The organism is Pseudomonas brassicacearum, assembly GCF_009601685.2.
Taxonomy (GTDB): domain Bacteria; phylum Pseudomonadota; class Gammaproteobacteria; order Pseudomonadales; family Pseudomonadaceae; genus Aquipseudomonas; species Aquipseudomonas kilonensis_B.
This window is the reverse complement of the sequence record NZ_CP045701.2, coordinates 5,929,625-5,955,190: the sequence shown is the minus strand read 5'-3', so window position 1 is coordinate 5,955,190 and position 25,566 is coordinate 5,929,625. Positions and strand designations below refer to the sequence as shown.

Here is a 25,566-nt window from a genome sequence, read left to right as displayed (position 1 = left end):
CATGTCGCCTGTGATTTCACTGACCGTCGAAGCTGGCCTGCAAGCCGAACAGGAACTGCTGGCCAGCATCTGTGCAGGCGACGCGGAGTTCGGCCTGCTGTTCTGGCAGCCCAACGATCGTGCGCTGGTGATGCCGCGTCGCTTGAGTCGCCTGCCGGGGTTTGCACACGCCTGTGAAGTATCAGCCGCCCATGGCTGGCCTGTCTTGCTGCGTGAAACGGGTGGCGAACCGGTGCCGCAGTCGGGCGCTACCGTCAATATTGCCCTGGTCTATGCACCACCGCGCAGCGAAGGTGACCACGGACGTATCGAAACCGGGTATCGCCGATTGTGCGATCCCATCTGTCAGCTGTTGGACGAGCTGGGCGGGGTGGCTTCGCTGGGAGAGGTGCAAGGGGCTTTTTGTGACGGGCGCTTCAACGTCAACCTCGACGGCCGGAAAATGGTGGGTACCGCTCAGCGCTGGCGTCAGAGCAAGGGCGGTCAACGGCCGGTGGGCTTGGTCCATGGCGCGCTTTTGCTGCAGAACGAGCGCGAGTCCATGGTCGCGGCAGTCAATCGCTTCAATGAGGCTTGCGGCCTGGAGCAGCGAGTGCGGGCCGAGAGCCATATTGCCTTGCATGAAAAATTCCCGGCGCCTCACGCGCTGGAGCGACTCGAGGCTTTGTACCGGGAGCTGCTGACCAATCTGCTGGGCGCTTAACGCGTTCCGAACACCACCATGGTCTTGCCTTTGACGCTGACCAGGTTGCGCTCTTCAAGATCCTTGAGTACGCGACCGACCATTTCACGCGAACAACCGACAATCCGACCGATCTCCTGGCGGGTCACCTTGATCTGCATGCCGTCGGGGTGGGTCATGGCATCGGGCTGCTTGCACAGTTCCAACAGGCAACGCGCGACACGTCCGGTGACGTCGAAAAACGCAAGATCACCCACCTTGCGGGTGGTATTACGCAGGCGTTGTGCGATTTGTCCACTGAGGACGTAAAGAATGTCCGGGTCTTGCAGGGACAGTTCTCGGAATTTGGCGTAGCTGATTTCTGCGACTTCACATTCAATCTTGGTCCGCACCCAGGCACTGCGCTCCTGTTCCTTGCCCGCCTGTTCGAACAACCCCAACTCGCCGAAAAAATCTCCGGAGTTGAGGTAGGCGATGATCATTTCCCGACCGTCGTCATCTTCTATCAGGATAGTGACCGAGCCCTTGATGATGAAAAACAGCGTGTCGGAACGATCTCCCGCACAAATGATGTTGTGTTTGGCTGGATAGCGGCGGCGCTGGCAATGCATCAAGAGCTTGTCGAGATTCTTGATCTTGAACGTGGGAGTAACGGCAACCATGGTTGTATCCCGAAAGACTGCGCAGTGTGATGGTTTGGTTTTTTTTTTATAGGCGCGAAGGGTTATCGCTAAAAGCTGGCCATACGCCAGCGAGTTGGCGCCAGCTTAACAGAGGCGTTCTTAATTGATTTGAGAATTTACCTACATGCTGGCAGGTCAGGTCTCCTAAGACGCAGAGCGGTCATTCCGGAGTGCTGTGCTAAGCTGGCAACCCTTTTTTAACAGTGGAGTCTTGGCGATGAAGGCACGCATCCAATGGGCTGGCGAAGCCATGTTCCTCGGTGAGTCAGGCAGTGGTCATGTGGTCGTCATGGACGGCCCGCCAGAGGCCGGTGGGCGGAACCTGGGTGTTCGGCCGATGGAAATGCTCCTGTTGGGCGTAGGCGGTTGCAGCAACTTCGACGTGGTCAGCATTCTTAAAAAGTCCCGCCAGGCCGTCGAAAGCTGTGAAGCCTTCCTGGAGGCAGAACGTGCCACCGAAGATCCAAAAGTGTTTACCAAGATCCACATGCACTTCGTAGTGAAGGGACGAGCCCTGAAGGAAGCCCAGGTCAAGCGCGCCATTGAGCTGTCCGCCGAGAAATACTGCTCGGCTTCGATCATGCTCGGTGCCGCCGGGGTCGAAATCACCCACGATTATGAAATCATCGAGTTGGGGTGAGTCGATAGCCAATAGCAACGGCCTGCGACTGGCTGTATTGAGTTTTTGGATGGAAAAAAGGCGACTTCCCCTGGGGGAGCCGCCTTTTTAATTTCCGTGGGCATGAGGACGAGCTATTCAGTCCCCATCGCCGTCAGATCCGATAAGTGCTCTTGGTCATGACTTTGGCCAGCAGGCTCATGCCGAACTTTACCGGGGCCGGAAATCGGAAGCCTCCGGCCTCTAGCGCACTCTCGGCATGGTGTTCCTCGTCCACGCGCATCTGCTCAAGGATCGCCCGGGATTTTTCATCTTCGGCCGGCAGTTGTTCGAGGTGTTCATTCAAGTGTTTGCACACCTGATGCTCGGTCGCCGCAACGAAGCCGAGGCTGACTTTGTCGCTGATCAGCCCGGCAACGGCGCCGATTCCGAATGACATCCCATAGAACAGCGGGTTCAGGACGCTGGTGTGGCTGCCCAACTGGCGAATCCGTTGCTCACACCAGACCAGATGGTCGATTTCTTCCTCGGCGGCATGCTCCATTGCCTCTCGCACTTGTGGCAGCTTCGCTGTCAGCGCCTGGCCTTGGTACAGCGCCTGGGCACAGACTTCACCGGTGTGGTTGATGCGCATCAGTCCGGCGACGTGGCGGGTTTGCTCGTCACTCAGTTGCGCGTCCGGCTGCACGATAGCCGGTGAAGGGCGGTACGGCTGGCCACTGAAGGGCAGCAGTGTGCGCATCGCGGTATCAGCTTGCAGCAACAAACGGTCAATCGGCGAGTAGTGACGTTGGGTAGTCATGCTTACCTCCGGGAAAAATCACAGCGGCCAGTTTAACCCAATCGACCGCCGAAGATTTGCGTTGGGTCAGGGGTATCAGCCCGGCGGCCAGTTCATCTGGCGCTGCCCCAGCACATGCATATGAATGTGATAGACCGTTTGTCCCCCCAGTTCATTGCAGTTCATTACCACGCGAAAACCTTCTTCACAGCCCAATTCAAGCGCCAGGCGCTGAGCAGTGAACAAGATGTGTCCAGCCAGGCCTTTGTCTTCTTCGGTCAGGTCATTGAGGGTGCGGATCGGTTTTTTCGGTATGACCAAAAAATGTACAGGCGCCTGTGGGGCGATGTCGTGGAAGGCCAATACCTGGTCATCCTCGTAAATGATCTTCGCCGGGATTTCCCGGTTGATGATCTTGGTGAACAGAGTATCCACAGCTGTTTTCTCCATTGGGTTCGTCGAGGTCGAGGGCGTGAAGGCTCCGGTTGAGGCGCCTGGTAGTTCAAATTGAAGGGATCAGCGCGGGCAATAGGCCTTGTTGATCATGCCGGCGATGGTTCGGACCAGCCATCGCGACCCCAGTCGTGGCAATGCGGCCAGCCAGCGGTTGCGGCGTCCGGGAATGATGATGGCGCGGTTGCGGTCCAGCGCGCGCACAGCGTACAGGGCCACTTCTTCCGGGCTCATTAGCAACTTGCTGTCGATGAGTTTCTGTTCGTCCATCTGCGCCCTGGAAAAGAAGCCGGTCCGGGTCGGGCCAGGGCAAAGCACCGAGACCTTGATCGCGCATTTCTTCAGCTCCACCCGCAGGGCTTCGGAGAAGTGCAGCACATAGGCCTTGCTGGCGTAATAGGTACTCATCCAGGGGCCGGGCTGGAACGCGGCAATCGAGGCGACGTTGAGGATCTGGCCGCCGCCAAGCAGCGCCATGCTGTTGCCGATGGCATGACAAAGCCGTGTCAGGGCGAGGATGTTGACTTCGATCAGGTCCTGCTCGGTCATCCAGTCCTGGCCAAGGAACGGCCCGCTGGTGCCGATGCCTGCACAATTGACCAACAGGTCGATCTGCCGCTCACCTTCCTCAAGTTCCAGGAGAAAGCCTGAAAGCCTCAGCGGTTCTCCCAGGTCGCAAGCCCGGAACAACACCTCCACGCCAAACCGTTGAGTCAGTTCGATTGCAATACTTTCCAGCCGATCGCGCTGTCGAGCCACCAGTATCAGGTTGCGACCGCGCCGGGCCAGCGCTTCGGCCATGGCCAGGCCAATGCCGCTGGAGGCGCCAGTGATCAGTGCGTAACGGGTCATGCAGTTCTCCATCGCAACAGCCCGCCGCCAGTCGACTGGGCTGTCACCGGCATGAAGCGCGCTTATTGTTCCTCTTCTTCATAGTCTACAGAAGGCGAGGCGGGCTCGGCTGCCTCGACAGCGGGTTCTTCGACGGTTTCGTTGCTGTACTCGCTGCTTTCATAGCTGCTCAGGCTGCTACTGTCGTAGTCCTCCTGGAGGGCTCCGAAGATGCCGGCAAAGGTAGCCAGGAAAATCAGGACGATCATCACGAGCCAAAGCGACGCCAGCAATTTGACCGCCGTGGTATTGCGCGGTGGTGGCGCGCCATATTGGTTTGCGCCGGTATTGCCCGGGGCAATGATGAGGATGAACGGGAAGATGCTGCCCACGAATGGAACGAGGTTGACCAGCCACAACCATCCCGACCAGCCGAGGTCATGCAGGCGCTGGACGTTGAACTGGATGCTCACGAAGGCAAAGGCAAGTACGACGGCTGCGCCGAGCAGGCCGCCGACGACCAGTGCAGCTATCGAGTCTGAAACCAGCAGCCAGGCCGTGGCCAACCAGAAGCCCAGGCCGACCAAAGGTAGCATGGCCAGGGTCAACACCATGGTCCAGGCCAGGTAGCGCAAACGCCCGATACGCCCATCGAAGCTGAACGGCTTGAGCGTGCTGTACTCGGCGAGCGTATCACCCACTTCGGCCCGGGGAGGCGCGTACGGCGAGACGGGGTCGACGATCGACTCTGGATGGCGTCCACCCGGCTGTTGTGGCGACTCCTGTACTTCGCCAAGACTCAGCTGGAGGGTGGGTTCGGCTTCGATTCGGGCATCGATTCCGCTCTTGTTGAGCGCTTCCAGGTACTGTTGGGCTTCACTCTGGGACAGGTTGCTTTTAAGGGCAATCTTGCGACCACTGAACAGCCGTTCAATGGCGCTGATATCACTTTTGAACAGTTCGGCGAGGTTGAGTTTGGCCGTGGTGCTGTCGACGCCCGGCATCAGGCCTCCGTCGAATACTATGTTGAAACGGGTTTCGCTCATGCCCGGCATCCTTGTCTCTGAAAATTAAGTAACTGTTTTATAGGCTGCTTCAGCGGGGCCATTGCCCGCCAAGCTGCGCCGCCCGGGCATGTGCCTGACGGTATTCTTCATCCAGGCGTGCCACCAACTGATCGACGCTGGGCAAATCATCGATTTCACCCACGCCCTGGCCAGCGGACCATACGGTTTTCCAGGCCTTGGCTTCATCGTTCAGCGGTTTGAGTTTCGAGCCAAAATCCACCTCGCCTTTGTTCTGCAGAACGGCCAGATCGAAACCGGCGTTCTCCAGGCTCTGGCGCATGAAACTGGCCGGTACCCCGGATACAGCGGGAGTATGCACGATGTCTGCGGCTCTGGATGTGAGCAACATCTCTTTATAAGCGTCAGGGGCGTGGCTTTCGCTCGTAGCGATAAAGCGTGTACCAAAATAGGCCAGATCGGCGCCGAGCAATTGTGCGGCCAAAATCTGATGGCCATGGTTCAGGCATCCCGCAAGCAGCAAGGTCTTATCGAAAAACTGGCGTATCTCGGCAATCAGCGAAAACGGGCTCCAGGTCCCGGCGTGCCCGCCTGCACCGGCGGCAACGGCGATCAAGCCATCGACACCAGCTTCTGCTGCTTTCTCGGCATGGCGCCGGGTCGTTACGTCGTGGAACACCAGGCCGCCGTAACCGTGAACCGCGTCCACCAACTCTTTCACCGCGCCCAGGCTGGTGATGACGATCGGCACCTTGTGTTCGATGCAGATGGCCAAGTCGGCCTGAAGTCGCGGATTGCTGTGATGGACGATCAGGTTCACGGCGTAGGGGGCCGGATTTTCCAGGGTCGCCAGGCCTGCTTCGATTTCCTCCAGCCAGTTCTTGAAACCACTGCTTTCGCGCTGGTTCAACGCCGGAAAACTGCCGACGATACCGTTGCGGCAGCAAGCCAGTACCAGTTGCGGATTGGAAATCAGGAACATTGGCGCCGCCACGATGGGCAGGCGCAAGCGTTGTTCAAGCAGAGCGGGCAACGACATGGCAAGTACCCCGGATAATGGATGCAGATTGGAGGTTAGAACGGCCGGACCACGACCAGAATTACGATAGCCAGCAATATCAGAACCGGCACTTCATTGAACCAGCGATAAAAGACATGGCTGCGGGTGTTTTCGCCACGGGCGAAACGCTTCACCTGGGCGCCGCACATATGGTGGTAACCGATTAGCAGCACGACCAGGGTCAGCTTGGCGTGCATCCAGCCACCTTGGGTGAAGTAGGCGCTGGCGTTGAGGCTGAGCAGCCAGATGCCGAATACCAGGGTGGCAATCATCGCCGGACCCATGATGCCGCGGTACAACTTGCGCTCCATGACGCTGAAACGTTCTTTGCTGACGCTGTCCTCGCTTTGGGCGTGATAGACAAACAGGCGAGGCAGGTAGAACAGACCGGCGAACCAGCAGACCATGCTGACGATGTGAAGTGCTTTGAGCCACAGATAGAGCATTTTTAGTTATTCCCAGAATTCACGGTAGCCTGATAGTAGAGGTTAGAGCGGCCACACGTCACCTTGACGGTTGTCGCCGCGCCTTGCGGCCCCTATCATCGACGGCTTTCCAGTGGGTTCGTTGAGGGCAGGTTTATGGTCAAGGTCGGTATCGTCGGCGGCACGGGTTACACCGGTGTCGAACTGCTGCGTCTGCTGGCACAGCACCCGCAGGCTGAGGTGGTGGTCATCACCTCCCGATCCGAGGCCGGCCTGGCCGTCGCCGACATGTACCCGAACCTGCGAGGCCATTACGACGGCCTGGCGTTCAGCGTTCCGGACATCAAGACCCTCGGTGCCTGCGATGTGGTGTTCTTCGCCACGCCCCATGGCGTCGCCCATGCCTTGGCAGGTGAACTGCTGGCAGCCGGGACCAAGGTCATCGACCTATCGGCGGACTTCCGCCTGCAGGACGCCGATGAATGGGCCAAGTGGTATGGCCAGCCTCACGGCGCGCCAGATCTGCTCGTCGAGGCGGTCTATGGATTGCCGGAAGTCAATCGCGAGAAAATCAAACAGGCACGATTGATCGCCGTGCCGGGTTGCTATCCGACGGCCACACAGTTGGGGTTCCTGCCGCTGCTTGAGGCCGGTCTTGCCGATGCTTCGCGTCTGATTGCCGATTGCAAATCCGGTGTCAGCGGTGCCGGGCGCGGAGCCAGTGTCGGCTCGCTGTACTCCGAGACGTCGGAAAGCATGAAGGCATACGCGGTCAAGGGGCATCGCCACCTCCCGGAAATTCGCCAGGGATTGCGCCGGGCCGCGGGCAAGGAAGTCGGGCTGACCTTCGTGCCCCACCTGACGCCGATGATTCGTGGCATCCACTCCACTCTTTATGCAACCGTCGTCGATCGGTCGGTGGACCTGCAGGCTTTGTTTGAAAAGCGTTACGCCAACGAACCGTTCGTCGACGTGATGCCGGCCGGCAGCCATCCAGAAACCCGCAGTGTGCGCGGTGCGAACGTTTGCCGGATCGCTGTGCATCGTCCGCAGGACGGCGATCTGGTGGTGGTGTTGTCAGTCATCGATAACTTGGTCAAGGGCGCGTCTGGCCAGGCAGTGCAGAACTTGAACATCCTGTTCGGGCTGGATGAGCGCCTGGGGCTGTCCCACGCGGGGATGCTGCCGTAACGGTAGTCACACGCTTCAAGTTGGCAGCTACACGCTTGAGCTTGTAGTTTGCCGCTGCTCTTCTAAATAGTTGACCGATTTTCTAGGAGAAGCGGATAATGCCCGCCATCACGCATTATGGCGGCGTAAGCGCCGGGAGATATTCAGCATGAGCGTCGAAACCTTCACCCCCACGGCTTTGCAATTCACCCACGGTGCCGCGCACAAGGTGAAGAGCCTGGTCGATGAAGAGGGCAATGATCGTTTGAAGCTGCGCGTGTTTGTAACGGGCGGCGGTTGTTCCGGTTTTCAGTACGGCTTCACTTTTGATGAAGAAGTGGCCGAAGATGACACCATCGTCGAGCGCGAAGGGGTCAGCCTGGTGGTCGATCCGATGAGCTTCCAGTACCTGGCAGGTGCCGAGGTGGATTATCAGGAAGGCCTGGAAGGCTCGCGTTTCGTGATCAAGAACCCTAACGCGACCACGACCTGTGGGTGCGGTTCTTCATTCTCGATCTGAGCGCTTCAATAAAAATGCCGCAGTGCCTTAAGGTCCTGCGGCGTTTTTTTGTCCGCAATAACGGATTCAGGCCGGATAGATAGCGCCGAGTACGCGCAGCCCACGGGCGCCGGTGACACTTGGGCGGTTGCCTGGAATACCTTCAAGGCAACAATGGGCAAGCCAGGCGAAAGCCATGGCTTCAACCCAATCCGGGTCTACGCCGTACACCGCCGTACTGCTGACTTTGGCATCCGGCAGCAAGTCAGCCAAGCGCCTCATGAGCGCCTGGTTGTGCGCACCGCCGCCACAGACCAGCAACTCCTGAGTATCGGGCTGGGCATGTTGGAGTGATTCGACGATGGTCAGGGCTGTCAGTTCGAGCAACGTTGCCTGCACGTCTTCCGGGGCGAAGGCTGGCAACTGAGACAAATGCTGTATCAGCCAAGGCAGGTTGAATACTTCGCGCCCGGTACTTTTCGGACCCTTGGTGACGAAGAAGGGGTCGTTGAGCAGCGTCTTGAGTAGAACTGGCTCGACCTTCCCGCTGGCAGCCCATTGACCGTCGCGATCGAAACGGTCGCCTCGTTGTTGATGTATCCAGGCATCGAGCAATACGTTGCCTGGGCCACAGTCGAAACCGGCTACAGGTTTTGCGGGCTCTATCAGGCTGAGATTGCTGAAACCGCCGACATTCAGCACGGCGCGATTGCCGACTCGTTCTTCGAACAATGCTTCGTGAAACGCCGGAACCAGTGGTGCGCCTTGTCCGCCAGCGGCGACATCACGACTGCGGAAATCGCTGACGACGGCGATGCCGGTCAACTCGCTCAATAAGGCTGGATTGCCGATCTGTACGGTAAATCCGCGGGCTGGTTCATGGCGGATGGTCTGGCCGTGGCTGCCAACCGCTGTGATGTCGTCAGGCTTGAGTTTCTGTTCATCGAGCAGGGTATGGATACCCTGTGCGGCCAGTTTTACCCAGCTTTGCTGGGCAACGGCGGATCGAGCGATCTCGTCGGGTCCGCTGCTGCACAAACCGAGCAATTCGGTGTGCAGGGTGGCGGGCATCGGGATGTAGTGCGTGGCGATCAATTTGATCGCCGGGGTCAGTTCGATCAGTGCGATATCCAGGCCATCCAGGCTGGTCCCGGACATCACGCCGATATAGAGCGCCATGCTTAGCGCTTGCTCGAGGCCAGCATGGTGGCTTTCTCTTGATCCATACGAGCCATCAAGGGTTGGCTTTGGGCCAAAAAGCGTGCGCGCTCAGCTTTGGCGATCGGATCGGCCATCGGCAATTTCTGGCCAAGCGGATCGACGTGGACCCCATTGACCTGGAACTCATAGTGCAAGTGCGGGCCGGTGGACAGGCCGGTAGTGCCGATGTATCCGATGATCTGGCCTTGCTTGACGGTGCCGCCTGTCTTCACGCCTTTGGCAAAACCTTGCATGTGGCCGTAAAGCGTGCGGTAGGTATTGCCATGCTGGATGATCACGGTATTGCCATAACCGCCGCGACGGCCGGCCAGCAATACCTTGCCGTCGCCGGCGGCCTTGATTGGCGTGCCACGGGGAGCTGCGTAGTCGACACCTTTATGGGCGCGAATCTTGTTCAGGATCGGATGCTTGCGGCCCACGGAGAACTTCGAGCTGATGCGAGCGAAATCAACCGGCGTACGGATGAACGCCTTGCGCATGCTGTTGCCATCGGCGGTGTAGTAGCTGCTGTTGCCTTGCTTGTTGGTGTAGCGCACGGCGGTATATGTCTTGCCGCGGTTGGTGAAGCGCGCAGAGAGAATCGGGCCGTTGCCGACGCTCTTTCCATTGACCATTTTCTGCTCATAGATGACGTCGAATTCGTCTCCCTGGCGAATGTCCTGGGCGAAGTCGATGTCGTAGCCGAATACGTTGGCCATGTCCATGGTCAGGCTGTGGGAAAGGCCGGCGCGTGCGGCCGACTGAGATAATGAGCTGTTAATGACACCATGAGCATAGGCCGAGCGGACGGTAGGTTTGGTAATGACGCGGTTGAATGCGTAACCCTTGTCGTTTCTGGTTACGGTGATGCTTTCCAGATCGCTCAGCTGGGTGTGCAGGTTATTCAGCTGTCCGTCTGGACTGAGTTCGAATTCAAGTTTCTGGCCGCGTTGCAGTTGAGTGAACTGCTTGGCTTGCTTGTTGCTGGCCAGGACTTCATGGACCGAGGTTGGGGGTAGGCCAACCTTTTCGAAGAGGGTGGATAGTGTGTCGCCCTTGGCAACAATCACTTCGCGATGGTCCGGTCCTTTCTTTTCTTCTGCCACAGGCGCTTCTGCCTGGGCGGTGGCCTCTGGGCTGTTTTCAATCTGCGCAAAGGGAGAGGCGGCCGCTTCGTTTGTGGCTTGAACGGCTTCGGCGGCGTCTTGTTCTTGTGTCAGTTGATCAGCAGGGCTTTCCAGTTCAAGACTCAGAGTCGTCTTTTTGGCTTCAACATCGCTGGAGGGAAACACCAGGAGCGCCAGGCTAAGGAGGGCTGCAATACCGCTTGCGGCAAGCAGGTGGGTCTTTGGGTAAAGCGGTGGCGCTTTAGACGGTTCTGTGGTCATAGGTAATTTTGACTTTTGAAAAGATGGATTGGAAAAGATGAATGACATGATGAAGATGAAATAACTGTATAAAATATAACCAAAACCCCTGCGAAGCAAGCCCGCGGACGCTCTGTTCTGTGGATTGGTGTACGCGCGCCGGGCAAACCTTGTATTTGGTGCGCGATCTTGTATGGTTGGGGCCCTTTGAATCTGAGCCTTACGGGTCTGTTATGAAGTCGGTTGAAGAGCAGCTAGCGCTGATCAAACGTGGTGCGGAAGAACTGTTGGTCGAGTCCGAGCTGATCGAAAAGCTCAAGCGCGGGCAGCCGCTGCGTATCAAGGCTGGTTTCGATCCGACGGCACCCGATCTGCACCTGGGTCATACCGTGCTTATTAATAAGCTGCGCCAGTTCCAGGATCTGGGGCACCAGGTCATCTTCCTTATAGGTGACTTCACCGGGATGATCGGTGATCCGAGTGGCAAGAGCGCTACGCGCCCGCCGCTGACCCGTGAGCAGGTTCTCGATAACGCCGAGACCTACAAGACTCAGGTTTTCAAGATTCTTGATCCGGCCAAGACCGAAGTGGCTTTCAACTCCACTTGGATGGATCAGATGGGGCCGGCGGATTTCATTCGCCTGACGTCCCAGTACACCGTGGCCCGTATGCTCGAGCGCGATGATTTCGACAAGCGCTATAAAACCAATCAGCCAATTGCCATTCATGAGTTTCTTTACCCGCTTGTACAGGGTTATGACTCGGTCGCGTTGCGCGCGGACGTTGAACTCGGCGGTACAGACCAGAAGTTCAATCTGTTGATGGGGCGTGAACTGCAGCGCGGTTATGGGCAGGAGGCGCAGTGCATCCTGACCATGCCACTGCTCGAAGGTCTGGATGGCGTGAAGAAGATGTCCAAGTCGCTGGGCAACTACGTAGGCATCCAGGAAGCGCCGGGCGTCATGTACAGCAAACTGGTCTCCATTCCCGATGTGTTGATGTGGCGCTACTTCGAGTTGTTGAGCTTCCGGTCCATGGATGAGATCAATGCGTTCCGTGCCGATGTAGAGGCAGGGGCCAATCCGCGAGACATCAAGATCAAGCTGGCCGAAGAGATCGTTGCTCGTTTCCATGGTGAAGAGGCTGCGGCCAATGCCCATCGTGCGGCGGGTAATCGTATGAAGGATGGCGAGCTTCCGGACGATTTGCCGGAGATCGAGCTGACTGCAGCCGAGGATATGCCGATTGCGGCAGTTCTTAACAAGGCGGGTCTGGTCAAGAACGCGGCGGTGGCGCGAGACCTCCTGGGTTCGGGTGGTGTGCGTATAGATGGTGAGGTTGTGGATCGCACCTATATATATGAGCTGGGTTCTACTCATGTATGCCAGGCTGGCAAGAAGGCTTTCGCGCGTATTACGCTGAAATCTGAATAAAGGTGAAAGTAGGGGTTGACGGCAGATTCTGGAAGTCTATAATTCGCCCCACTTCCGGCGCAGTCGAAACGGAAAACTCCTTGAGATTCAATGAGTTAAGTAAGTTTCGAAGGTGTTGGGCTTCAGTTCATCGAAGCCCGGAATGAGCAGGTAGAGCAGTGTTGTTTGGCTCTATCGGCGGTTCGATCTTCTCGGTCGAAAGCGGTGAAAAAGAGGTGTTGACAGCAGCGAGTAACGCTGTAGAATTCGCCTCCCGCTAACGAGAGATCGGAAGCGCAAGTGGTTGAAGTTGTTGATGTTTCCGAAGCGAAACTTTGAAAACTTCTTAAAATAACCGCTTGACAGATGCACGGGGCGCTGTAGAATGCGCGCCTCGGTTGAGACGAAAGACTCAGCCAGCCGCTCTTTAACAACTGAATCAAGCAATTCGTGTGGGTGTTTGTGGAGTCAGACTGCTAGTCAACAGATTATCAGCATCACAAGTTACTCCGCGAGAAATCAAAGATGTAACCAACGATTGCTGAGCCAAGTTTAGGGTTTTCTCAAAACCCAAAGATGTTTGAACTGAAGAGTTTGATCATGGCTCAGATTGAACGCTGGCGGCAGGCCTAACACATGCAAGTCGAGCGGTAGAGAGGTGCTTGCACCTCTTGAGAGCGGCGGACGGGTGAGTAATGCCTAGGAATCTGCCTGGTAGTGGGGGATAACGCTCGGAAACGGACGCTAATACCGCATACGTCCTACGGGAGAAAGCAGGGGACCTTCGGGCCTTGCGCTATCAGATGAGCCTAGGTCGGATTAGCTAGTTGGTGGGGTAATGGCTCACCAAGGCGACGATCCGTAACTGGTCTGAGAGGATGATCAGTCACACTGGAACTGAGACACGGTCCAGACTCCTACGGGAGGCAGCAGTGGGGAATATTGGACAATGGGCGAAAGCCTGATCCAGCCATGCCGCGTGTGTGAAGAAGGTCTTCGGATTGTAAAGCACTTTAAGTTGGGAGGAAGGGCATTAACCTAATACGTTAGTGTTTTGACGTTACCGACAGAATAAGCACCGGCTAACTCTGTGCCAGCAGCCGCGGTAATACAGAGGGTGCAAGCGTTAATCGGAATTACTGGGCGTAAAGCGCGCGTAGGTGGTTCGTTAAGTTGGATGTGAAATCCCCGGGCTCAACCTGGGAACTGCATTCAAAACTGTCGAGCTAGAGTATGGTAGAGGGTGGTGGAATTTCCTGTGTAGCGGTGAAATGCGTAGATATAGGAAGGAACACCAGTGGCGAAGGCGACCACCTGGACTGATACTGACACTGAGGTGCGAAAGCGTGGGGAGCAAACAGGATTAGATACCCTGGTAGTCCACGCCGTAAACGATGTCAACTAGCCGTTGGGAGCCTTGAGCTCTTAGTGGCGCAGCTAACGCATTAAGTTGACCGCCTGGGGAGTACGGCCGCAAGGTTAAAACTCAAATGAATTGACGGGGGCCCGCACAAGCGGTGGAGCATGTGGTTTAATTCGAAGCAACGCGAAGAACCTTACCAGGCCTTGACATCCAATGAACTTTCCAGAGATGGATTGGTGCCTTCGGGAACATTGAGACAGGTGCTGCATGGCTGTCGTCAGCTCGTGTCGTGAGATGTTGGGTTAAGTCCCGTAACGAGCGCAACCCTTGTCCTTAGTTACCAGCACGTTATGGTGGGCACTCTAAGGAGACTGCCGGTGACAAACCGGAGGAAGGTGGGGATGACGTCAAGTCATCATGGCCCTTACGGCCTGGGCTACACACGTGCTACAATGGTCGGTACAGAGGGTTGCCAAGCCGCGAGGTGGAGCTAATCCCACAAAACCGATCGTAGTCCGGATCGCAGTCTGCAACTCGACTGCGTGAAGTCGGAATCGCTAGTAATCGCGAATCAGAATGTCGCGGTGAATACGTTCCCGGGCCTTGTACACACCGCCCGTCACACCATGGGAGTGGGTTGCACCAGAAGTAGCTAGTCTAACCTTCGGGGGGACGGTTACCACGGTGTGATTCATGACTGGGGTGAAGTCGTAACAAGGTAGCCGTAGGGGAACCTGCGGCTGGATCACCTCCTTAATCGACGACCGCAGCTGCTCCATGAGCTCCCACACGAATTGCTTGATTCATTGAAGAAGACGAAAGAAGCAGCCCGAAATTGGGTCTGTAGCTCAGTTGGTTAGAGCGCACCCCTGATAAGGGTGAGGTCGGCAGTTCGAATCTGCCCAGACCCACCAATTTTGTGTGGGAAACGCCTGTAGAAATACGGGGCCATAGCTCAGCTGGGAGAGCGCCTGCCTTGCACGCAGGAGGTCAGCGGTTCGATCCCGCTTGGCTCCACCACTACTGCTTCGATTGTATAAAGCTTAGAAATGAGCATTCCATCGGTTCGATGGTGAATGTTGATTTCTAGTCTTTGACTAGTTCGTTCTTTAAAAATTTGGGTATGTGATAGAAAGATAGACTGAACGTTACTTTCACTGGTAACGGATCAGGCTAAGGTAAAATTTGTGAGTTGCTCTTTGAGCAAGATCGAATTTTCGGCGAATGTCGTCTTCACAGTATAACCAGATTGCTTGGGGTTATATGGTCAAGTGAAGAAGCGCATACGGTGGATGCCTTGGCAGTCAGAGGCGATGAAAGACGTGGTAGCCTGCGAAAAGCTTCGGGGAGTCGGCAAACAGACTTTGATCCGGAGATGTCTGAATGGGGGAACCCAGCCATCATAAGATGGTTATCTTGTACTGAATACATAGGTGCAAGAGGCGAACCAGGGGAACTGAAACATCTAAGTACCCTGAGGAAAAGAAATCAACCGAGATTCCCTTAGTAGTGGCGAGCGAACGGGGACTAGCCCTTAAGCTTCTTTGATTTTAGCGGAACGCTCTGGAAAGTGCGGCCATAGTGGGTGATAGCCCTGTACGCGAAAGGATCTTAGAAGTGAAATCGAGTAGGACGGAGCACGAGAAACTTTGTCTGAATATGGGGGGACCATCCTCCAAGGCTAAATACTACTGACTGACCGATAGTGAACTAGTACCGTGAGGGAAAGGCGAAAAGAACCCCGGAGAGGGGAGTGAAATAGATCCTGAAACCGTATGCGTACAAGCAGTGGGAGCCCACTTTGTTGGGTGACTGCGTACCTTTTGTATAATGGGTCAGCGACTTATTTTCAGTGGCGAGCTTAACCGAATAGGGGAGGCGTAGCGAAAGCGAGTCTTAATAGGGCGTCTAGTCGCTGGGAATAGACCCGAAACCGGGCGATCTATCCATGGGCAGGTTGAAGGTTAGGTAACACTGACTGGAGGACCGAACCGACTACCGTTGAAAAGTTAGCGGATGACCTGTGGATCGGAGTGAAAGGCTAATCAAGCTCGGAGATAGCTGGTTCTCCTCGAAAGCTATTTAGGTAGCGCCTCATGTATCACTGTAGGGGGTAGAGCACTGTTTCGGCTAGGGGGTCATCCCGACTTACCAAACCGATGCAAACTCCGAATACCTACAAGTGCCGAGCATGGGAGACACACGGCGGGTGCTAACGTCCGTCGTGAAAAGGGAAACAACCCAGACCGTCAGCTAAGGTCCCAAAGTTATGGTTAAGTGGGAAACGATGTGGGAAGGCTTAGACAGCTAGGAGGTTGGCTTAGAAGCAGCCACCCTTTAAAGAAAGCGTAATAGCTCACTAGTCGAGTCGGCCTGCGCGGAAGATGTAACGGGGCTCAAACCATACACCGAAGCTACGGGTATCACGCAAGTGATGCGGTAGAGGAGCGTTCTGTAAGCCTGTGAAGGTGAGTTGAGAAGCTTGCTGGAGGTATCAGAAGTGCGAATGCTGACATGAGTAACGACAATGGGTGTGAAAAACACCCACGCCGAAAGACCAAGGTTTCCTGCGCAACGTTAATCGACGCAGGGTTAGTCGGTCCCTAAGGCGAGGCTGAAAAGCGTAGTCGATGGAAAACAGGTTAATATTCCTGTACTTCTGGTTATTGCGATGGAGGGACGGAGAAGGCTAGGCCAGCTTGGCGTTGGTTGTCCAAGTTTAAGGTGGTAGGCTGGAATCTTAGGTAAATCCGGGATTCTAAGGCCGAGAGCTGATGACGAGTTACCCTTTGGGTGACGAAGTGGTTGATGCCATGCTTCCAAGAAAAGCTTCTAAGCTTCAGGTAACCAGGAACCGTACCCCAAACCGACACAGGTGGTTGGGTAGAGAATACCAAGGCGCTTGAGAGAACTCGGGTGAAGGAACTAGGCAAAATGGCACCGTAACTTCGGGAGAAGGTGCGCCGGTGAGGGTGAAGCACTTGCTGCGTAAGCCCACGCCGGTCGAAGATACCAGGCCGCTGCGACTGTTTATTAAAAACACAGCACTCTGCAAACACGAAAGTGGACGTATAGGGTGTGACGCCTGCCCGGTGCCGGAAGGTTAATTGATGGGGTTAGCTAACGCGAAGCTCTTGATCGAAGCCCCGGTAAACGGCGGCCGTAACTATAACGGTCCTAAGGTAGCGAAATTCCTTGTCGGGTAAGTTCCGACCTGCACGAATGGCGTAACGATGGCGGCGCTGTCTCCACCCGAGACTCAGTGAAATTGAAATCGCTGTGAAGATGCAGTGTATCCGCGGCTAGACGGAAAGACCCCGTGAACCTTTACTATAGCTTTGCACTGGACTTTGAATTTGCTTGTGTAGGATAGGTGGGAGGCTTTGAAGCGTGGACGCCAGTTCGCGTGGAGCCATCCTTGAAATACCACCCTGGCAACTTTGAGGTTCTAACTCAGGTCCGTTATCCGGATCGAGGACAGTGTATGGTGGGTAGTTTGACTGGGGCGGTCTCCTCCTAAAGAGTAACGGAGGAGTACGAAGGTGCGCTCAGACCGGTCGGAAATCGGTCGTAGAGTATAAAGGCAAAAGCGCGCTTGACTGCGAGACAGACACGTCGAGCAGGTACGAAAGTAGGTCTTAGTGATCCGGTGGTTCTGTATGGAAGGGCCATCGCTCAACGGATAAAAGGTACTCCGGGGATAACAGGCTGATACCGCCCAAGAGTTCATATCGACGGCGGTGTTTGGCACCTCGATGTCGGCTCATCACATCCTGGGGCTGAAGCCGGTCCCAAGGGTATGGCTGTTCGCCATTTAAAGTGGTACGCGAGCTGGGTTTAGAACGTCGTGAGACAGTTCGGTCCCTATCTGCCGTGGACGTTTGAGATTTGAGAGGGGCTGCTCCTAGTACGAGAGGACCGGAGTGGACGAACCTCTGGTGTTCCGGTTGTCACGCCAGTGGCATTGCCGGGTAGCTATGTTCGGAAAAGATAACCGCTGAAAGCATCTAAGCGGGAAACTTGCCTCAAGATGAGATCTCACTGGGACCTTGAGTCCCCTGAAGGGCCGTCGAAGACTACGACGTTGATAGGCAGGGTGTGTAAGCGCTGTGAGGCGTTGAGCTAACCTGTACTAATTGCCCGTGAGGCTTGACCATATAACACCCAAGCAATTTGTATGCTCCAAGCTGAAAAGCAAAGAGACCAGATTGCGGTGTGTGAAGACGAAACGAACCGAAAGTTCGAGAACTCACCAGCAACACACAAACTATCGCATACCCATTCGCTGGCACGTGACCGCAAGGCACGCACCGGCTACCGAATTTCTTGACGACCATAGAGCATTGGAACCACCTGATCCCATCCCGAACTCAGCAGTGAAACGATGCATCGCCGATGGTAGTGTGGGGTTTCCCCATGTGAGAGTAGGTCATCGTCAAGATTAAATTCCGAAACCCCTATCTGCTGACGCAGGTAGGGGTTTTGTTTTGCCTGCGGGGAAGTCACTTTGTGTTTCTATGCAACTGTCTTGCGCATGGCTATCATGCGGGCCTCATTATCAGGCGCAGTCCGCATGCTCACGTTGCTAAAACTTCTGAAGGATGGTCGCTTTCATTCAGGGCAGGCGCTGGGTGCTGCGCTGGGTATCAGTCGTAGTGCTGTATGGAAGCAATTGCAGCACTTGGAAGCAGAAATAGGGCTTTCTGTTCATAAGGTTCGAGGTAGGGGGTATCAGTTGGCTAAGCCCCTGGTGCTTTTGGATGCTGCAGAGATTTGCGCAAAAGGCCTTCATGAGTGGCCTGTCCATATCTTCGACACTATCGACTCTACCAACGCAGAGGCGCTGCGTTTCATCGAGCGTGGGGCGACAGCGCCGTTCATGGTTCTGGCTGAGCGACAGATCGCCGGTCGCGGTCGTCGTGGCCGTAAGTGGGTCAGTCCGTTTGCCGAAAACCTCTACCATAGCCTGGTGTTACGCATTGATGGCGGCATGCGACAGATTGAAGGGCTGAGTCTGGTCGTTGGGCTTGCTGTCATGCACGCCCTGCGTGATATGGGGATCGCTGAGGCGGGGCTGAAATGGCCTAATGATGTCCTGGTTGGAGAGAAAAAGATCGCCGGCATTTTGCTTGAGTTGGTCGGGGATCCTGCCGACGTTTGCCATGTTGTCCTGGGTGTGGGGATTAATGTGAATATGCAATCGACTGATGAGGTCGACCAGCAATGGACATCCATGTGTCTTGAGGCAGGCAGGGATTTTGATCGAAACGAGTTGGTAGCACGATTGGGGGCGAAGCTTCAGCACTATCTGAAGCTTCATCATGCATCTGGGTTTGCCGCAATCCAGTCGGAGTGGGAGCAATATCATCTTTGGCAGGGAAGGGCTGTCTCCCTGATTGCCGGTGTTAATAAAATTGACGGTATTGTGCTGGGCATTGATCACCAGGGTGCGCTGCGTTTGAAGGTAGAGGGTGTGGAAAAAAACTTTAGCGGTGGTGAGCTCAGTCTGAGGTTGCGTGATGATTCTTGAGCTTGACTGCGGCAATAGCTTTATCAAATGGCGTGTTCTTCGTTCCGACGGAGTGACGCCGGTCGAAGGTGGCGTGGTCAGCTCTGACAACGATTTGTTGGTGAGCCTGAGTAATGCCGAGAAGTTCCAGCTCAAGAAATGTCGTCTTGTTAGCGTAAGGACCCTGGAGGAGACGGATTTATTGGTCGCCTCTCTAGTTGATGTGTTTGGAGTGTCGGTAACGCGTGCTGCGCCTGCTCGGGAAATGGCGGGGGTGAAAAACGGCTACCAGGACTATGAGCGGCTGGGGCTTGATCGATGGCTGGCCTTGCTGGGTGGGTTTCATCTTGCTTCAGGTGCGTGTCTGGTCCTTGATTTTGGTACTGCCATTACGGCTGATTTTGTGGCAGCGGACGGTGAGCATCTCGGCGGATTTATTTGTCCGGGCATGCCTTTGATGCGTAACCAATTGCGTACCCATACGCGAAGAATTCGCTACGACGATATGGCAGCCGAGCGAGCCCATGAGAGTCTTGCTCCAGGTCGGACAACTGTCGAGGCGGTCGAGCGCGGTTGCATGCTGATGCTCAGAGGGTTTGTCCTGACTCAGCTTGAAATGGCGCAGCAATATTGGGGAAAGGATTTCGTGGTGTTTCTCACAGGGGGGGACGCCAATCTGGTTTCCGGGGTTGTTCCTGATGCCAAGGTGGTGCCCGACCTGGTTTTTGTCGGTTTGGCGATGGCCTGTCCTTTGTCTTGAGGTTTCTATGCGGTGGTTGTTTCTATTGTTGCTGGTTCTGAATGTCTTCTACTACATCTGGCATCAGCAGGAGGCCCCACTTCGCGCCAAGGATGTGACTCCGCTCAGTTTGTACCGCGGTTCGCAGCAGGATATTCACCTTCTGAGCGAAACGGCGGATGCACTTGTCAGGCGCGACTTGGGTAAATCCGGCGAGGCGCAAAAGACCTGTATTTACTTGGGTGGTTTTGTGCGTCCGGAGCTGGCCAGGCAGCTGGAGCAGCGATTGGCTGCCTCGGGCGTCGTAGGTCGTTCTGCTGCGTCGAACTCGCCAAACCTCCCCGAGGGTGGGGGATTCTGGGTTCAGGTTTCCCAGGAAAGCGCGGGAAGGGTGAATGAAACGTTGCTTCAAAACCTTTCTAAAGAATTCAATGAGTTAAAACATAAAATAATGCCATGCGAGGGGGTTGCACCCGCTGGGTAGTTTGCATAGAATGGCGCCCGCTTCGCAGCGAAGACCTTTAAAGGCTAGCGATACGAAGCGACGTCAACGCAGCTAACCTCAGGTTTTTAATGAGAAAATGCTTGACAGAAGGCTGGCATGATATAGAATGCCGGCTCGCTTAGGAGGGGTTCCCGAGCGGCCAAAGGGATCAGACTGTAAATCTGACGTCTACGACTTCGAAGGTTCGAATCCTTCCCCCTCCACCATTTTTAGCGTGAGCTGCAAGCTCCGCGGGTATAGTTTAGTGGTAGAACCTCAGCCTTCCAAGCTGATGATGCGGGTTCGATTCCCGCTACCCGCTCCAAGTTTGCAGGTTGTGCAAAGTGTTTCGCTCTTGTAGCTCAGTTGGTAGAGCACACCCTTGGTAAGGGTGAGGTCAGCGGTTCAAATCCGCTCAAGAGCTCCATATAACAAGGCAGATATGAAAATATCTGCCTTTGTTTTAATGGCTTGTGTGACTCGCTAAATTCTTCTCCTAGGGGTGATTTCGATGGCTAAGGAAAAGTTCGAACGTAATAAGCCGCACGTCAATGTTGGTACCATCGGTCACGTTGACCACGGTAAAACCACGCTGACCGCTGCTCTGACCCGTGTCTGCTCCGAAGTTTTCGGTTCGGCCAAGGTTGACTTCGACAAGATCGACAGCGCCCCGGAAGAGAAAGCTCGCGGTATCACCATCAACACCGCTCACGTTGAATACGATTCGGCCGTGCGTCACTACGCACACGTTGACTGCCCAGGTCACGCCGACTACGTAAAAAACATGATCACTGGTGCTGCCCAGATGGATGGCGCGATCCTGGTTTGCTCGGCCGCTGATGGTCCGATGCCACAAACCCGTGAGCACATCCTGCTGTCCCGTCAGGTAGGCGTTCCGTACATCGTTGTCTTCCTGAACAAGGCTGACATGGTTGACGACGCTGAGCTGCTGGAACTGGTTGAGATGGAAGTGCGCGACCTGCTGAGCACTTACGACTTCCCAGGTGATGACACTCCAATCATCATCGGTTCGGCTCTGATGGCTCTGAACGGCCAAGACGACAACGAAATGGGCACCACTGCTGTCAAGAAGCTGGTGGAAACTCTGGACAGCTACATCCCAGAGCCAGAGCGTGCTATCGACAAGCCGTTCCTGATGCCAATCGAAGACGTATTCTCGATCTCCGGTCGCGGTACTGTTGTGACTGGTCGTGTTGAGCGTGGCATCGTCCGTATCCAGGAAGAAGTTGAGATCGTCGGTCTGCGCGACACTCAGAAAACTACCTGCACCGGCGTTGAAATGTTCCGCAAGCTGCTCGACGAAGGTCGTGCTGGCGAGAACTGCGGCGTGCTGCTGCGCGGCACCAAGCGTGACGACGTTGAGCGTGGCCAGGTTCTGGTCAAGCCAGGCACCGTCAAGCCGCACACCAAGTTCACCGCAGAAGTTTACGTTCTGAGCAAGGAAGAAGGCGGCCGTCATACTCCGTTCTTCAAAGGCTACCGTCCACAGTTCTACTTCCGTACAACTGACGTGACTGGTAACTGCGAGCTGCCAGAAGGCGTTGAAATGGTAATGCCAGGTGACAACATCCAGATGACTGTCACTCTGATCAAGACCATCGCGATGGAAGACGGTCTGCGTTTCGCTATCCGTGAAGGCGGTCGTACCGTCGGCGCTGGCGTCGTAGCCAAAGTTATCGAGTAAACAGTTGTAATGTCTTTTTCGGGCCGGCATAATGGTCGGCCTGATTTTGTTTTAGGTCAGTAGCTCAATTGGCAGAGCGACGGTCTCCAAAACCGTAGGTTGGGGGTTCGATTCCCTCCTGACCTGCCAGATTCACTTGGTGTGTCTGGCTTTCTTTTCACAGGATCTTCATAGATGACTCCTAAAGCTGAAGCTCAAGGCTCTCGCTTCGATCTGCTCAAGTGGCTAGTGGTAGTCGCTTTGGTGGTTGTTGGCGTTGTTGGCAATCAGTATTACTCTGCTTCGCCGATCCTGTACCGTGTACTCGCTTTGCTTGCCATTGCTGCTGTAGCTGCCTTTGTAGGCCTGCAAACAGCCAAGGGCAAGTCTTTCTTTGTACTCGCTAAGGAAGCTCGCACCGAGATTCGTAAAGTCGTATGGCCGACTCGCCAAGAAACCACGCAGACCACGTTGATTGTTGTGGCTGTTGTCCTGGTTATGGCGTTGCTGTTGTGGGGGCTCGATTCCCTGCTCGGCTGGCTTGTTTCCTTGATTGTTGGCTAAGGGTGTCCCGTGGCTAAGCGTTGGTACGTTGTGCATGCTTACTCGGGTTACGAGAAGCATGTCATGCGCTCGCTGGTAGAGCGCGTAAAGCTGGCTGGCATGGAAGATGGCTTTGGCGAGATTCTGGTCCCCACTGAAGAAGTGGTTGAGATGCGTAATGGCCAGAAGCGCAAAAGTGAACGTAAGTTCTTTCCGGGCTATGTGCTGGTACAGATGGACATGAACGAAGGGACTTGGCACTTGGTCAAGGATACCCCTCGGGTGATGGGCTTCATTGGCGGTACCGCCGACAAGCCTGCACCGATCACAGACAAAGAGGCAGAAGCGATTCTGCGTCGCGTCGCTGATGGTAGCGACAAGCCGAAGCCGAAGACACTGTTTGAACCAGGTGAGGTTGTACGCGTCACCGACGGTCCATTCGCTGATTTCAACGGCACGGTTGAAGAAGTTAACTACGAAAAGAGCCGGATCCAAGTGGCAGTGCTCATTTTCGGTCGCTCTACTCCGGTAGAGTTAGAGTTCAGTCAGGTCGAAAAGGTCTGATTGAACAGGCATCCCAACCCCGCAGCCCAAGGCTGTGGGGTTTTGTCGTCACTGGGATAAACGCGCAAGTAACCGGGGAGCCTTTCGAGGCGTTCGAACCCGTAATTGGAGTGCCTCATGGCCAAGAAAATTACCGCTTACATCAAGCTGCAAGTGAAGGCCGCTCAGGCTAACCCAAGCCCACCTGTTGGTCCTGCCCTGGGTCAGCACGGCGTGAACATCATGGAATTCTGCAAGGCCTTCAACGCCCGTACTCAGGGTCTTGAGCCAGGTCTGCCGACTCCAGTGATCATCACTGTCTACAGCGACCGTAGCTTCACTTTCGAAACAAAAAGCACCCCAGCTTCGGTTCTGCTGAAGAAGGCTGCAGGTTTGACCAGCGGTTCCGCTCGTCCAAACACCGTTAAGGTTGGCACCGTTACCCGTGCTCAGCTGGAAGAAATCGCGAAAACCAAAAACGCGGATCTGACTGCAGCTGATATGGATGCAGCCGTGCGTACTATCGCCGGTTCTGCTCGTAGCATGGGCCTTAACGTGGAGGGTGTGTAATGGCTAAGCTGACCAAGCGTCAAAAGGCTATCGCCGGCAAAATCGAAGCAGGCAAGGCCTACAACTTTGTAGACGCCGCCGCTCTGCTGGCTGAGCTGTCGACTGTCAAGTTCAGCGAGTCGTTCGACGTTGCTGTAAACCTGGGCGTTGACCCACGTAAATCCGACCAGGTCGTTCGTAGCGCTACCGTGCTGCCACACGGCACTGGCAAGACCGTTCGTGTAGCTGTCTTCACCCAGGGCCCAGCAGCTGAAGCTGCTCTGGCTGCTGGCGCTGATCGCGTAGGCATGGACGATCTGGCTGCTGAAATGAAGGGCGGCGACCTGAACTATGACGTAGTGATCGCGTCCCCGGATGCCATGCGCGTTGTAGGTCAGTTGGGTCAGATCCTCGGTCCACGTGGTCTGATGCCTAACCCTAAAGTCGGCACCGTAACGCCAGACGTAGCCACCGCGGTTAAAAACGCCAAGGCTGGTCAGGTTCGTTATCGCACCGACAAAAACGGCATTATCCACACTTCCGTTGGCAAGATCGGCTTCGACGCCGTCAAGCTGAAGGAAAACGTTGAAGCCCTGATCGCTGATCTGAAGCGTATCAAGCCAGCTTCTTCGAAAGGTATCTACGTCAAGCGCGTTACCCTGAGCACCACTATGGGCCCAGGTCTGGTCATCGATCAGAGCTCGCTCGACGCGTAAGACTCAGGTTGGCGCGAGTGATCGCGCCAATCAAAAAATTGGGGTCCCTGCCTGGCGGGGGCTGTCCAAGACCGTAGGCGACGCAAGTCTTAAACCACAAGCCTACGCAGATGGTGCTCCCGGTTCCTTACCGAATCAGACACCAAAACGACATTCGGTTTCGACCGGATGAAACGGTAACAAGCAGGAGTTAAACCCGTGGCAATTAAACTCGAAGACAAGAAGGCCATCGTCGCTGAAGTCAACGAGGCTGCCAAAGCTGCTCTGTCCGCTGTCGTGGCTGATGCCCGTGGCGTAACAGTAGGCGCTATGACCGGACTCCGTAAAGAGGCTCGTGAAGCTGGCGTTTACGTACGTGTTGTACGTAACACCCTGCTCAAGCGCGCTGTTGCTGACACTGAATACAGTGTCCTCAACGACGTGTTCACCGGCCCGACCTTGATCGCGTTCTCCACCCAACATCCTGGCGCTGCTGCCCGTTTGTTCAAGGAATTCGCCAAAGGTCAGGACAAGTTCGAGATTAAGGCAGCTGCGTTCGAGGGCAAGTTCCTCGCAGCTAACCAGATCGACGTACTGGCAACTCTGCCGACCCGTGACGAAGCAATTTCCCAGCTGATGAGCGTGATTCAAGGCGCAACCAGCAAATTGGCTCGTACTCTGGCGGCACTGCGCGACCAGAAAGAAGCTGCCGCAGCCTAAGGCTCGACACTCCTTTTCGCGTTTTTTGTTTATTTCGATGGTCGCGTAGGCCGTCCCCCAATCCAGGAATTTAGATTCATGTCTATCTCTCAAAACGATATCCTCGAAGCCGTTGGCAACATGTCCGTAATGGAAGTTGTTGAGCTGATCAAAGCTTTCGAAGAAAAATTCGGTGTTACCGCTGCTGCTGCTTCCGCTGGCCCAGCTGTTGCTGCTGCCGTTGCTGAAGAGCAAACCGAATTCAACGTCATGCTGACCGAAGCTGGCGAGAAGAAAGTAAACGTGATCAAGGCAGTACGTGAACTGACCGGTCTGGGCCTGAAAGAAGCCAAGGCTGTAGTTGACGGCGCTCCTGCCATGGTTCTGGAAGCTGTTGCCAAAGACGCAGCTGACAAAGCCAAGGCCGCTCTGGAAGAAGCAGGCGCTAAAGTCGAGCTGAAGTAAGCATCGACTTTGCGTCTCCAGCCCGAGCGTTAAGCGACAGGCTGATGGCTGGTGGCTCTTGCCACCGGCCTTTTTCCGTTATTGGC

24 protein-coding genes, 6 tRNA genes and 3 rRNA genes are annotated in these 25,566 nt (G+C 55.5%); 24 read left to right on the top strand and 9 right to left on the bottom strand.

What is annotated here, in order from left to right; translation table 11 throughout:
- Position 1: 1 nt before the first annotated feature.
- The gene (locus tag GFU70_RS25925; protein ID WP_116643720.1) at positions 2 to 703 is read left to right on the top strand and encodes a biotin/lipoate A/B protein ligase family protein; all 702 of its coding nucleotides are present in this window, start codon (positions 2 to 4) and stop codon (positions 701 to 703) included.
- On the opposite strand, the gene crp is transcribed toward GFU70_RS25925, so the two are convergent.
- On the bottom strand, positions 700 to 1,344 hold the full coding sequence (crp, locus tag GFU70_RS25920; protein WP_058542824.1) for a cAMP-activated global transcriptional regulator CRP: 645 nt from the start codon (positions 1,342 to 1,344) through the stop codon (positions 700 to 702). The genes GFU70_RS25925 and crp overlap by 4 nt on opposite strands.
- A gap of 238 nt (positions 1,345 to 1,582) precedes the next feature.
- On the opposite strand from crp, the gene GFU70_RS25915 reads away from it, so the two are divergent.
- Positions 1,583 to 2,005, top strand: a complete 423-nt coding sequence (locus tag GFU70_RS25915) for an OsmC family protein (protein ID WP_003206127.1) — start codon at positions 1,583 to 1,585, stop codon at positions 2,003 to 2,005.
- A 133-nt stretch (positions 2,006 to 2,138) separates the two neighbouring features.
- On the opposite strand, the gene coq7 is transcribed toward GFU70_RS25915, so the two are convergent.
- From coq7 to hemJ, 6 genes are all read right to left on the bottom strand, one after another.
- A complete protein-coding gene (coq7, locus tag GFU70_RS25910) occupies positions 2,139 to 2,786 on the bottom strand; it encodes a 2-polyprenyl-3-methyl-6-methoxy-1,4-benzoquinone monooxygenase (protein ID WP_014340488.1) in 648 nt (215 codons plus the stop codon).
- Between the two features lie 75 nt (positions 2,787 to 2,861).
- Positions 2,862 to 3,200: a histidine triad nucleotide-binding protein gene (locus GFU70_RS25905; RefSeq protein WP_003316306.1), complete on the bottom strand. Its 339-nt coding sequence runs from the start codon at positions 3,198 to 3,200 to the stop codon at positions 2,862 to 2,864.
- An 81-nt stretch (positions 3,201 to 3,281) separates the two neighbouring features.
- On the bottom strand, positions 3,282 to 4,070 hold the full coding sequence (locus GFU70_RS25900; protein WP_003206122.1) for an SDR family NAD(P)-dependent oxidoreductase: 789 nt from the start codon (positions 4,068 to 4,070) through the stop codon (positions 3,282 to 3,284).
- Positions 4,071 to 4,132: 62 nt separating this feature from the next.
- A complete protein-coding gene (locus GFU70_RS25895) occupies positions 4,133 to 5,095 on the bottom strand; it encodes a DUF805 domain-containing protein (RefSeq protein WP_153388995.1) in 963 nt (320 codons plus the stop codon).
- A gap of 49 nt (positions 5,096 to 5,144) precedes the next feature.
- Positions 5,145 to 6,113: an NAD(P)H-dependent flavin oxidoreductase gene (locus GFU70_RS25890; RefSeq protein ID WP_153388994.1), complete on the bottom strand. Its 969-nt coding sequence runs from the start codon at positions 6,111 to 6,113 to the stop codon at positions 5,145 to 5,147.
- Between the two features lie 35 nt (positions 6,114 to 6,148).
- The gene (gene hemJ, locus GFU70_RS25885; RefSeq protein ID WP_039590834.1) at positions 6,149 to 6,580 is read right to left on the bottom strand and encodes a protoporphyrinogen oxidase HemJ; all 432 of its coding nucleotides are present in this window, start codon (positions 6,578 to 6,580) and stop codon (positions 6,149 to 6,151) included.
- Positions 6,581 to 6,715: 135 nt separating this feature from the next.
- On the opposite strand from hemJ, the gene argC reads away from it, so the two are divergent.
- Both argC and erpA read left to right on the top strand, forming a co-directional pair.
- Positions 6,716 to 7,750, top strand: a complete 1,035-nt coding sequence (argC, locus tag GFU70_RS25880; RefSeq protein ID WP_153388993.1) for an N-acetyl-gamma-glutamyl-phosphate reductase — start codon at positions 6,716 to 6,718, stop codon at positions 7,748 to 7,750.
- A gap of 148 nt (positions 7,751 to 7,898) precedes the next feature.
- Positions 7,899 to 8,249 (top strand): iron-sulfur cluster insertion protein ErpA, encoded by a 351-nt coding sequence (gene erpA, locus GFU70_RS25875; RefSeq protein WP_003177727.1) that lies wholly within the window; start codon positions 7,899 to 7,901, stop codon positions 8,247 to 8,249.
- A 66-nt stretch (positions 8,250 to 8,315) separates the two neighbouring features.
- Here the strand turns inward: erpA and GFU70_RS25870 are convergent, their stop codons facing one another.
- Together GFU70_RS25870 and GFU70_RS25865 are read right to left on the bottom strand one after the other, a co-directional pair.
- Positions 8,316 to 9,407, bottom strand: a complete 1,092-nt coding sequence (locus tag GFU70_RS25870) for an anhydro-N-acetylmuramic acid kinase (protein WP_058542819.1) — start codon at positions 9,405 to 9,407, stop codon at positions 8,316 to 8,318.
- 2 nt (positions 9,408 to 9,409) lie between these two features.
- Complete coding sequence (locus GFU70_RS25865; RefSeq protein ID WP_058542818.1) at positions 9,410 to 10,816, bottom strand: peptidoglycan DD-metalloendopeptidase family protein; 1,407 nt, start codon at positions 10,814 to 10,816, stop codon at positions 9,410 to 9,412.
- 212 nt (positions 10,817 to 11,028) lie between these two features.
- Between GFU70_RS25865 and tyrS the strand changes: the two genes are divergently transcribed.
- The 20 genes from tyrS to rplL all read left to right on the top strand — a co-directional run bounded on the left by tyrS (position 11,029) and on the right by rplL (position 25,480).
- A complete protein-coding gene (gene tyrS, locus GFU70_RS25860) occupies positions 11,029 to 12,228 on the top strand; it encodes a tyrosine--tRNA ligase (RefSeq protein WP_153388992.1) in 1,200 nt (399 codons plus the stop codon).
- Positions 12,229 to 12,789: 561 nt separating this feature from the next.
- Positions 12,790 to 14,326 (top strand): 16S ribosomal RNA (locus tag GFU70_RS25855).
- A gap of 81 nt (positions 14,327 to 14,407) precedes the next feature.
- Positions 14,408 to 14,484: transfer RNA gene (locus GFU70_RS25850), tRNA-Ile, on the top strand.
- A gap of 30 nt (positions 14,485 to 14,514) precedes the next feature.
- Positions 14,515 to 14,590 (top strand) — tRNA-Ala (locus tag GFU70_RS25845).
- A gap of 245 nt (positions 14,591 to 14,835) precedes the next feature.
- Positions 14,836 to 17,727, top strand: a 23S ribosomal RNA gene (locus GFU70_RS25840).
- A 168-nt stretch (positions 17,728 to 17,895) separates the two neighbouring features.
- Positions 17,896 to 18,011, top strand: a 5S ribosomal RNA gene (gene rrf / locus GFU70_RS25835).
- The 16S, 23S and 5S rRNA genes sit together here with 2 tRNA genes alongside, the layout of an rRNA operon.
- 132 nt (positions 18,012 to 18,143) lie before the next feature.
- On the top strand, positions 18,144 to 19,100 hold the full coding sequence (gene birA / locus GFU70_RS25830) for a bifunctional biotin--[acetyl-CoA-carboxylase] ligase/biotin operon repressor BirA (RefSeq protein WP_058545473.1): 957 nt from the start codon (positions 18,144 to 18,146) through the stop codon (positions 19,098 to 19,100).
- On the top strand, positions 19,090 to 19,839 hold the full coding sequence (locus GFU70_RS25825; protein WP_058545474.1) for a pantothenate kinase: 750 nt from the start codon (positions 19,090 to 19,092) through the stop codon (positions 19,837 to 19,839). The genes birA and GFU70_RS25825 overlap by 11 nt, the downstream gene beginning before the upstream one ends.
- A 7-nt stretch (positions 19,840 to 19,846) precedes the next feature.
- The gene (locus tag GFU70_RS25820; RefSeq protein WP_058545475.1) at positions 19,847 to 20,302 is read left to right on the top strand and encodes a hypothetical protein; all 456 of its coding nucleotides are present in this window, start codon (positions 19,847 to 19,849) and stop codon (positions 20,300 to 20,302) included.
- Positions 20,303 to 20,444: 142 nt separating this feature from the next.
- Positions 20,445 to 20,529, top strand: a tRNA-Tyr gene (locus GFU70_RS25815).
- A 24-nt stretch (positions 20,530 to 20,553) separates the two neighbouring features.
- Positions 20,554 to 20,627: transfer RNA gene (locus tag GFU70_RS25810), tRNA-Gly, on the top strand.
- Between the two features lie 26 nt (positions 20,628 to 20,653).
- A tRNA-Thr gene (locus GFU70_RS25805) sits at positions 20,654 to 20,729 on the top strand.
- 84 nt (positions 20,730 to 20,813) lie between these two features.
- Positions 20,814 to 22,007: an elongation factor Tu gene (gene tuf / locus GFU70_RS25800; protein ID WP_003186103.1), complete on the top strand. Its 1,194-nt coding sequence runs from the start codon at positions 20,814 to 20,816 to the stop codon at positions 22,005 to 22,007.
- A 53-nt stretch (positions 22,008 to 22,060) separates the two neighbouring features.
- Positions 22,061 to 22,136 (top strand) — tRNA-Trp (locus tag GFU70_RS25795).
- Positions 22,137 to 22,181: 45 nt separating this feature from the next.
- Positions 22,182 to 22,550 carry a preprotein translocase subunit SecE gene (gene secE / locus GFU70_RS25790; RefSeq protein ID WP_003186101.1) on the top strand — a complete coding sequence of 123 codons (369 nt, stop codon included), beginning with the start codon at positions 22,182 to 22,184 and terminating at the stop codon, positions 22,548 to 22,550.
- Positions 22,551 to 22,559: 9 nt separating this feature from the next.
- Complete coding sequence (nusG, locus tag GFU70_RS25785) at positions 22,560 to 23,093, top strand: transcription termination/antitermination protein NusG (RefSeq protein ID WP_003186097.1); 534 nt, start codon at positions 22,560 to 22,562, stop codon at positions 23,091 to 23,093.
- Between the two features lie 117 nt (positions 23,094 to 23,210).
- Positions 23,211 to 23,642 carry a 50S ribosomal protein L11 gene (gene rplK / locus GFU70_RS25780; RefSeq protein WP_003176435.1) on the top strand — a complete coding sequence of 144 codons (432 nt, stop codon included), beginning with the start codon at positions 23,211 to 23,213 and terminating at the stop codon, positions 23,640 to 23,642.
- Entirely contained in the window at positions 23,642 to 24,337 is a 696-nt protein-coding gene (gene rplA / locus GFU70_RS25775) for a 50S ribosomal protein L1 (RefSeq protein ID WP_003186095.1), read from the top strand. Before rplK ends, rplA begins: the two co-directional genes overlap by 1 nt.
- A gap of 198 nt (positions 24,338 to 24,535) precedes the next feature.
- Positions 24,536 to 25,036, top strand: a complete 501-nt coding sequence (gene rplJ / locus GFU70_RS25770) for a 50S ribosomal protein L10 (RefSeq protein WP_003206099.1) — start codon at positions 24,536 to 24,538, stop codon at positions 25,034 to 25,036.
- Positions 25,037 to 25,114: 78 nt separating this feature from the next.
- A complete protein-coding gene (gene rplL / locus GFU70_RS25765; protein WP_007970414.1) occupies positions 25,115 to 25,480 on the top strand; it encodes a 50S ribosomal protein L7/L12 in 366 nt (121 codons plus the stop codon).
- The last annotated feature ends 86 nt before the right edge of the window (positions 25,481 to 25,566 follow it).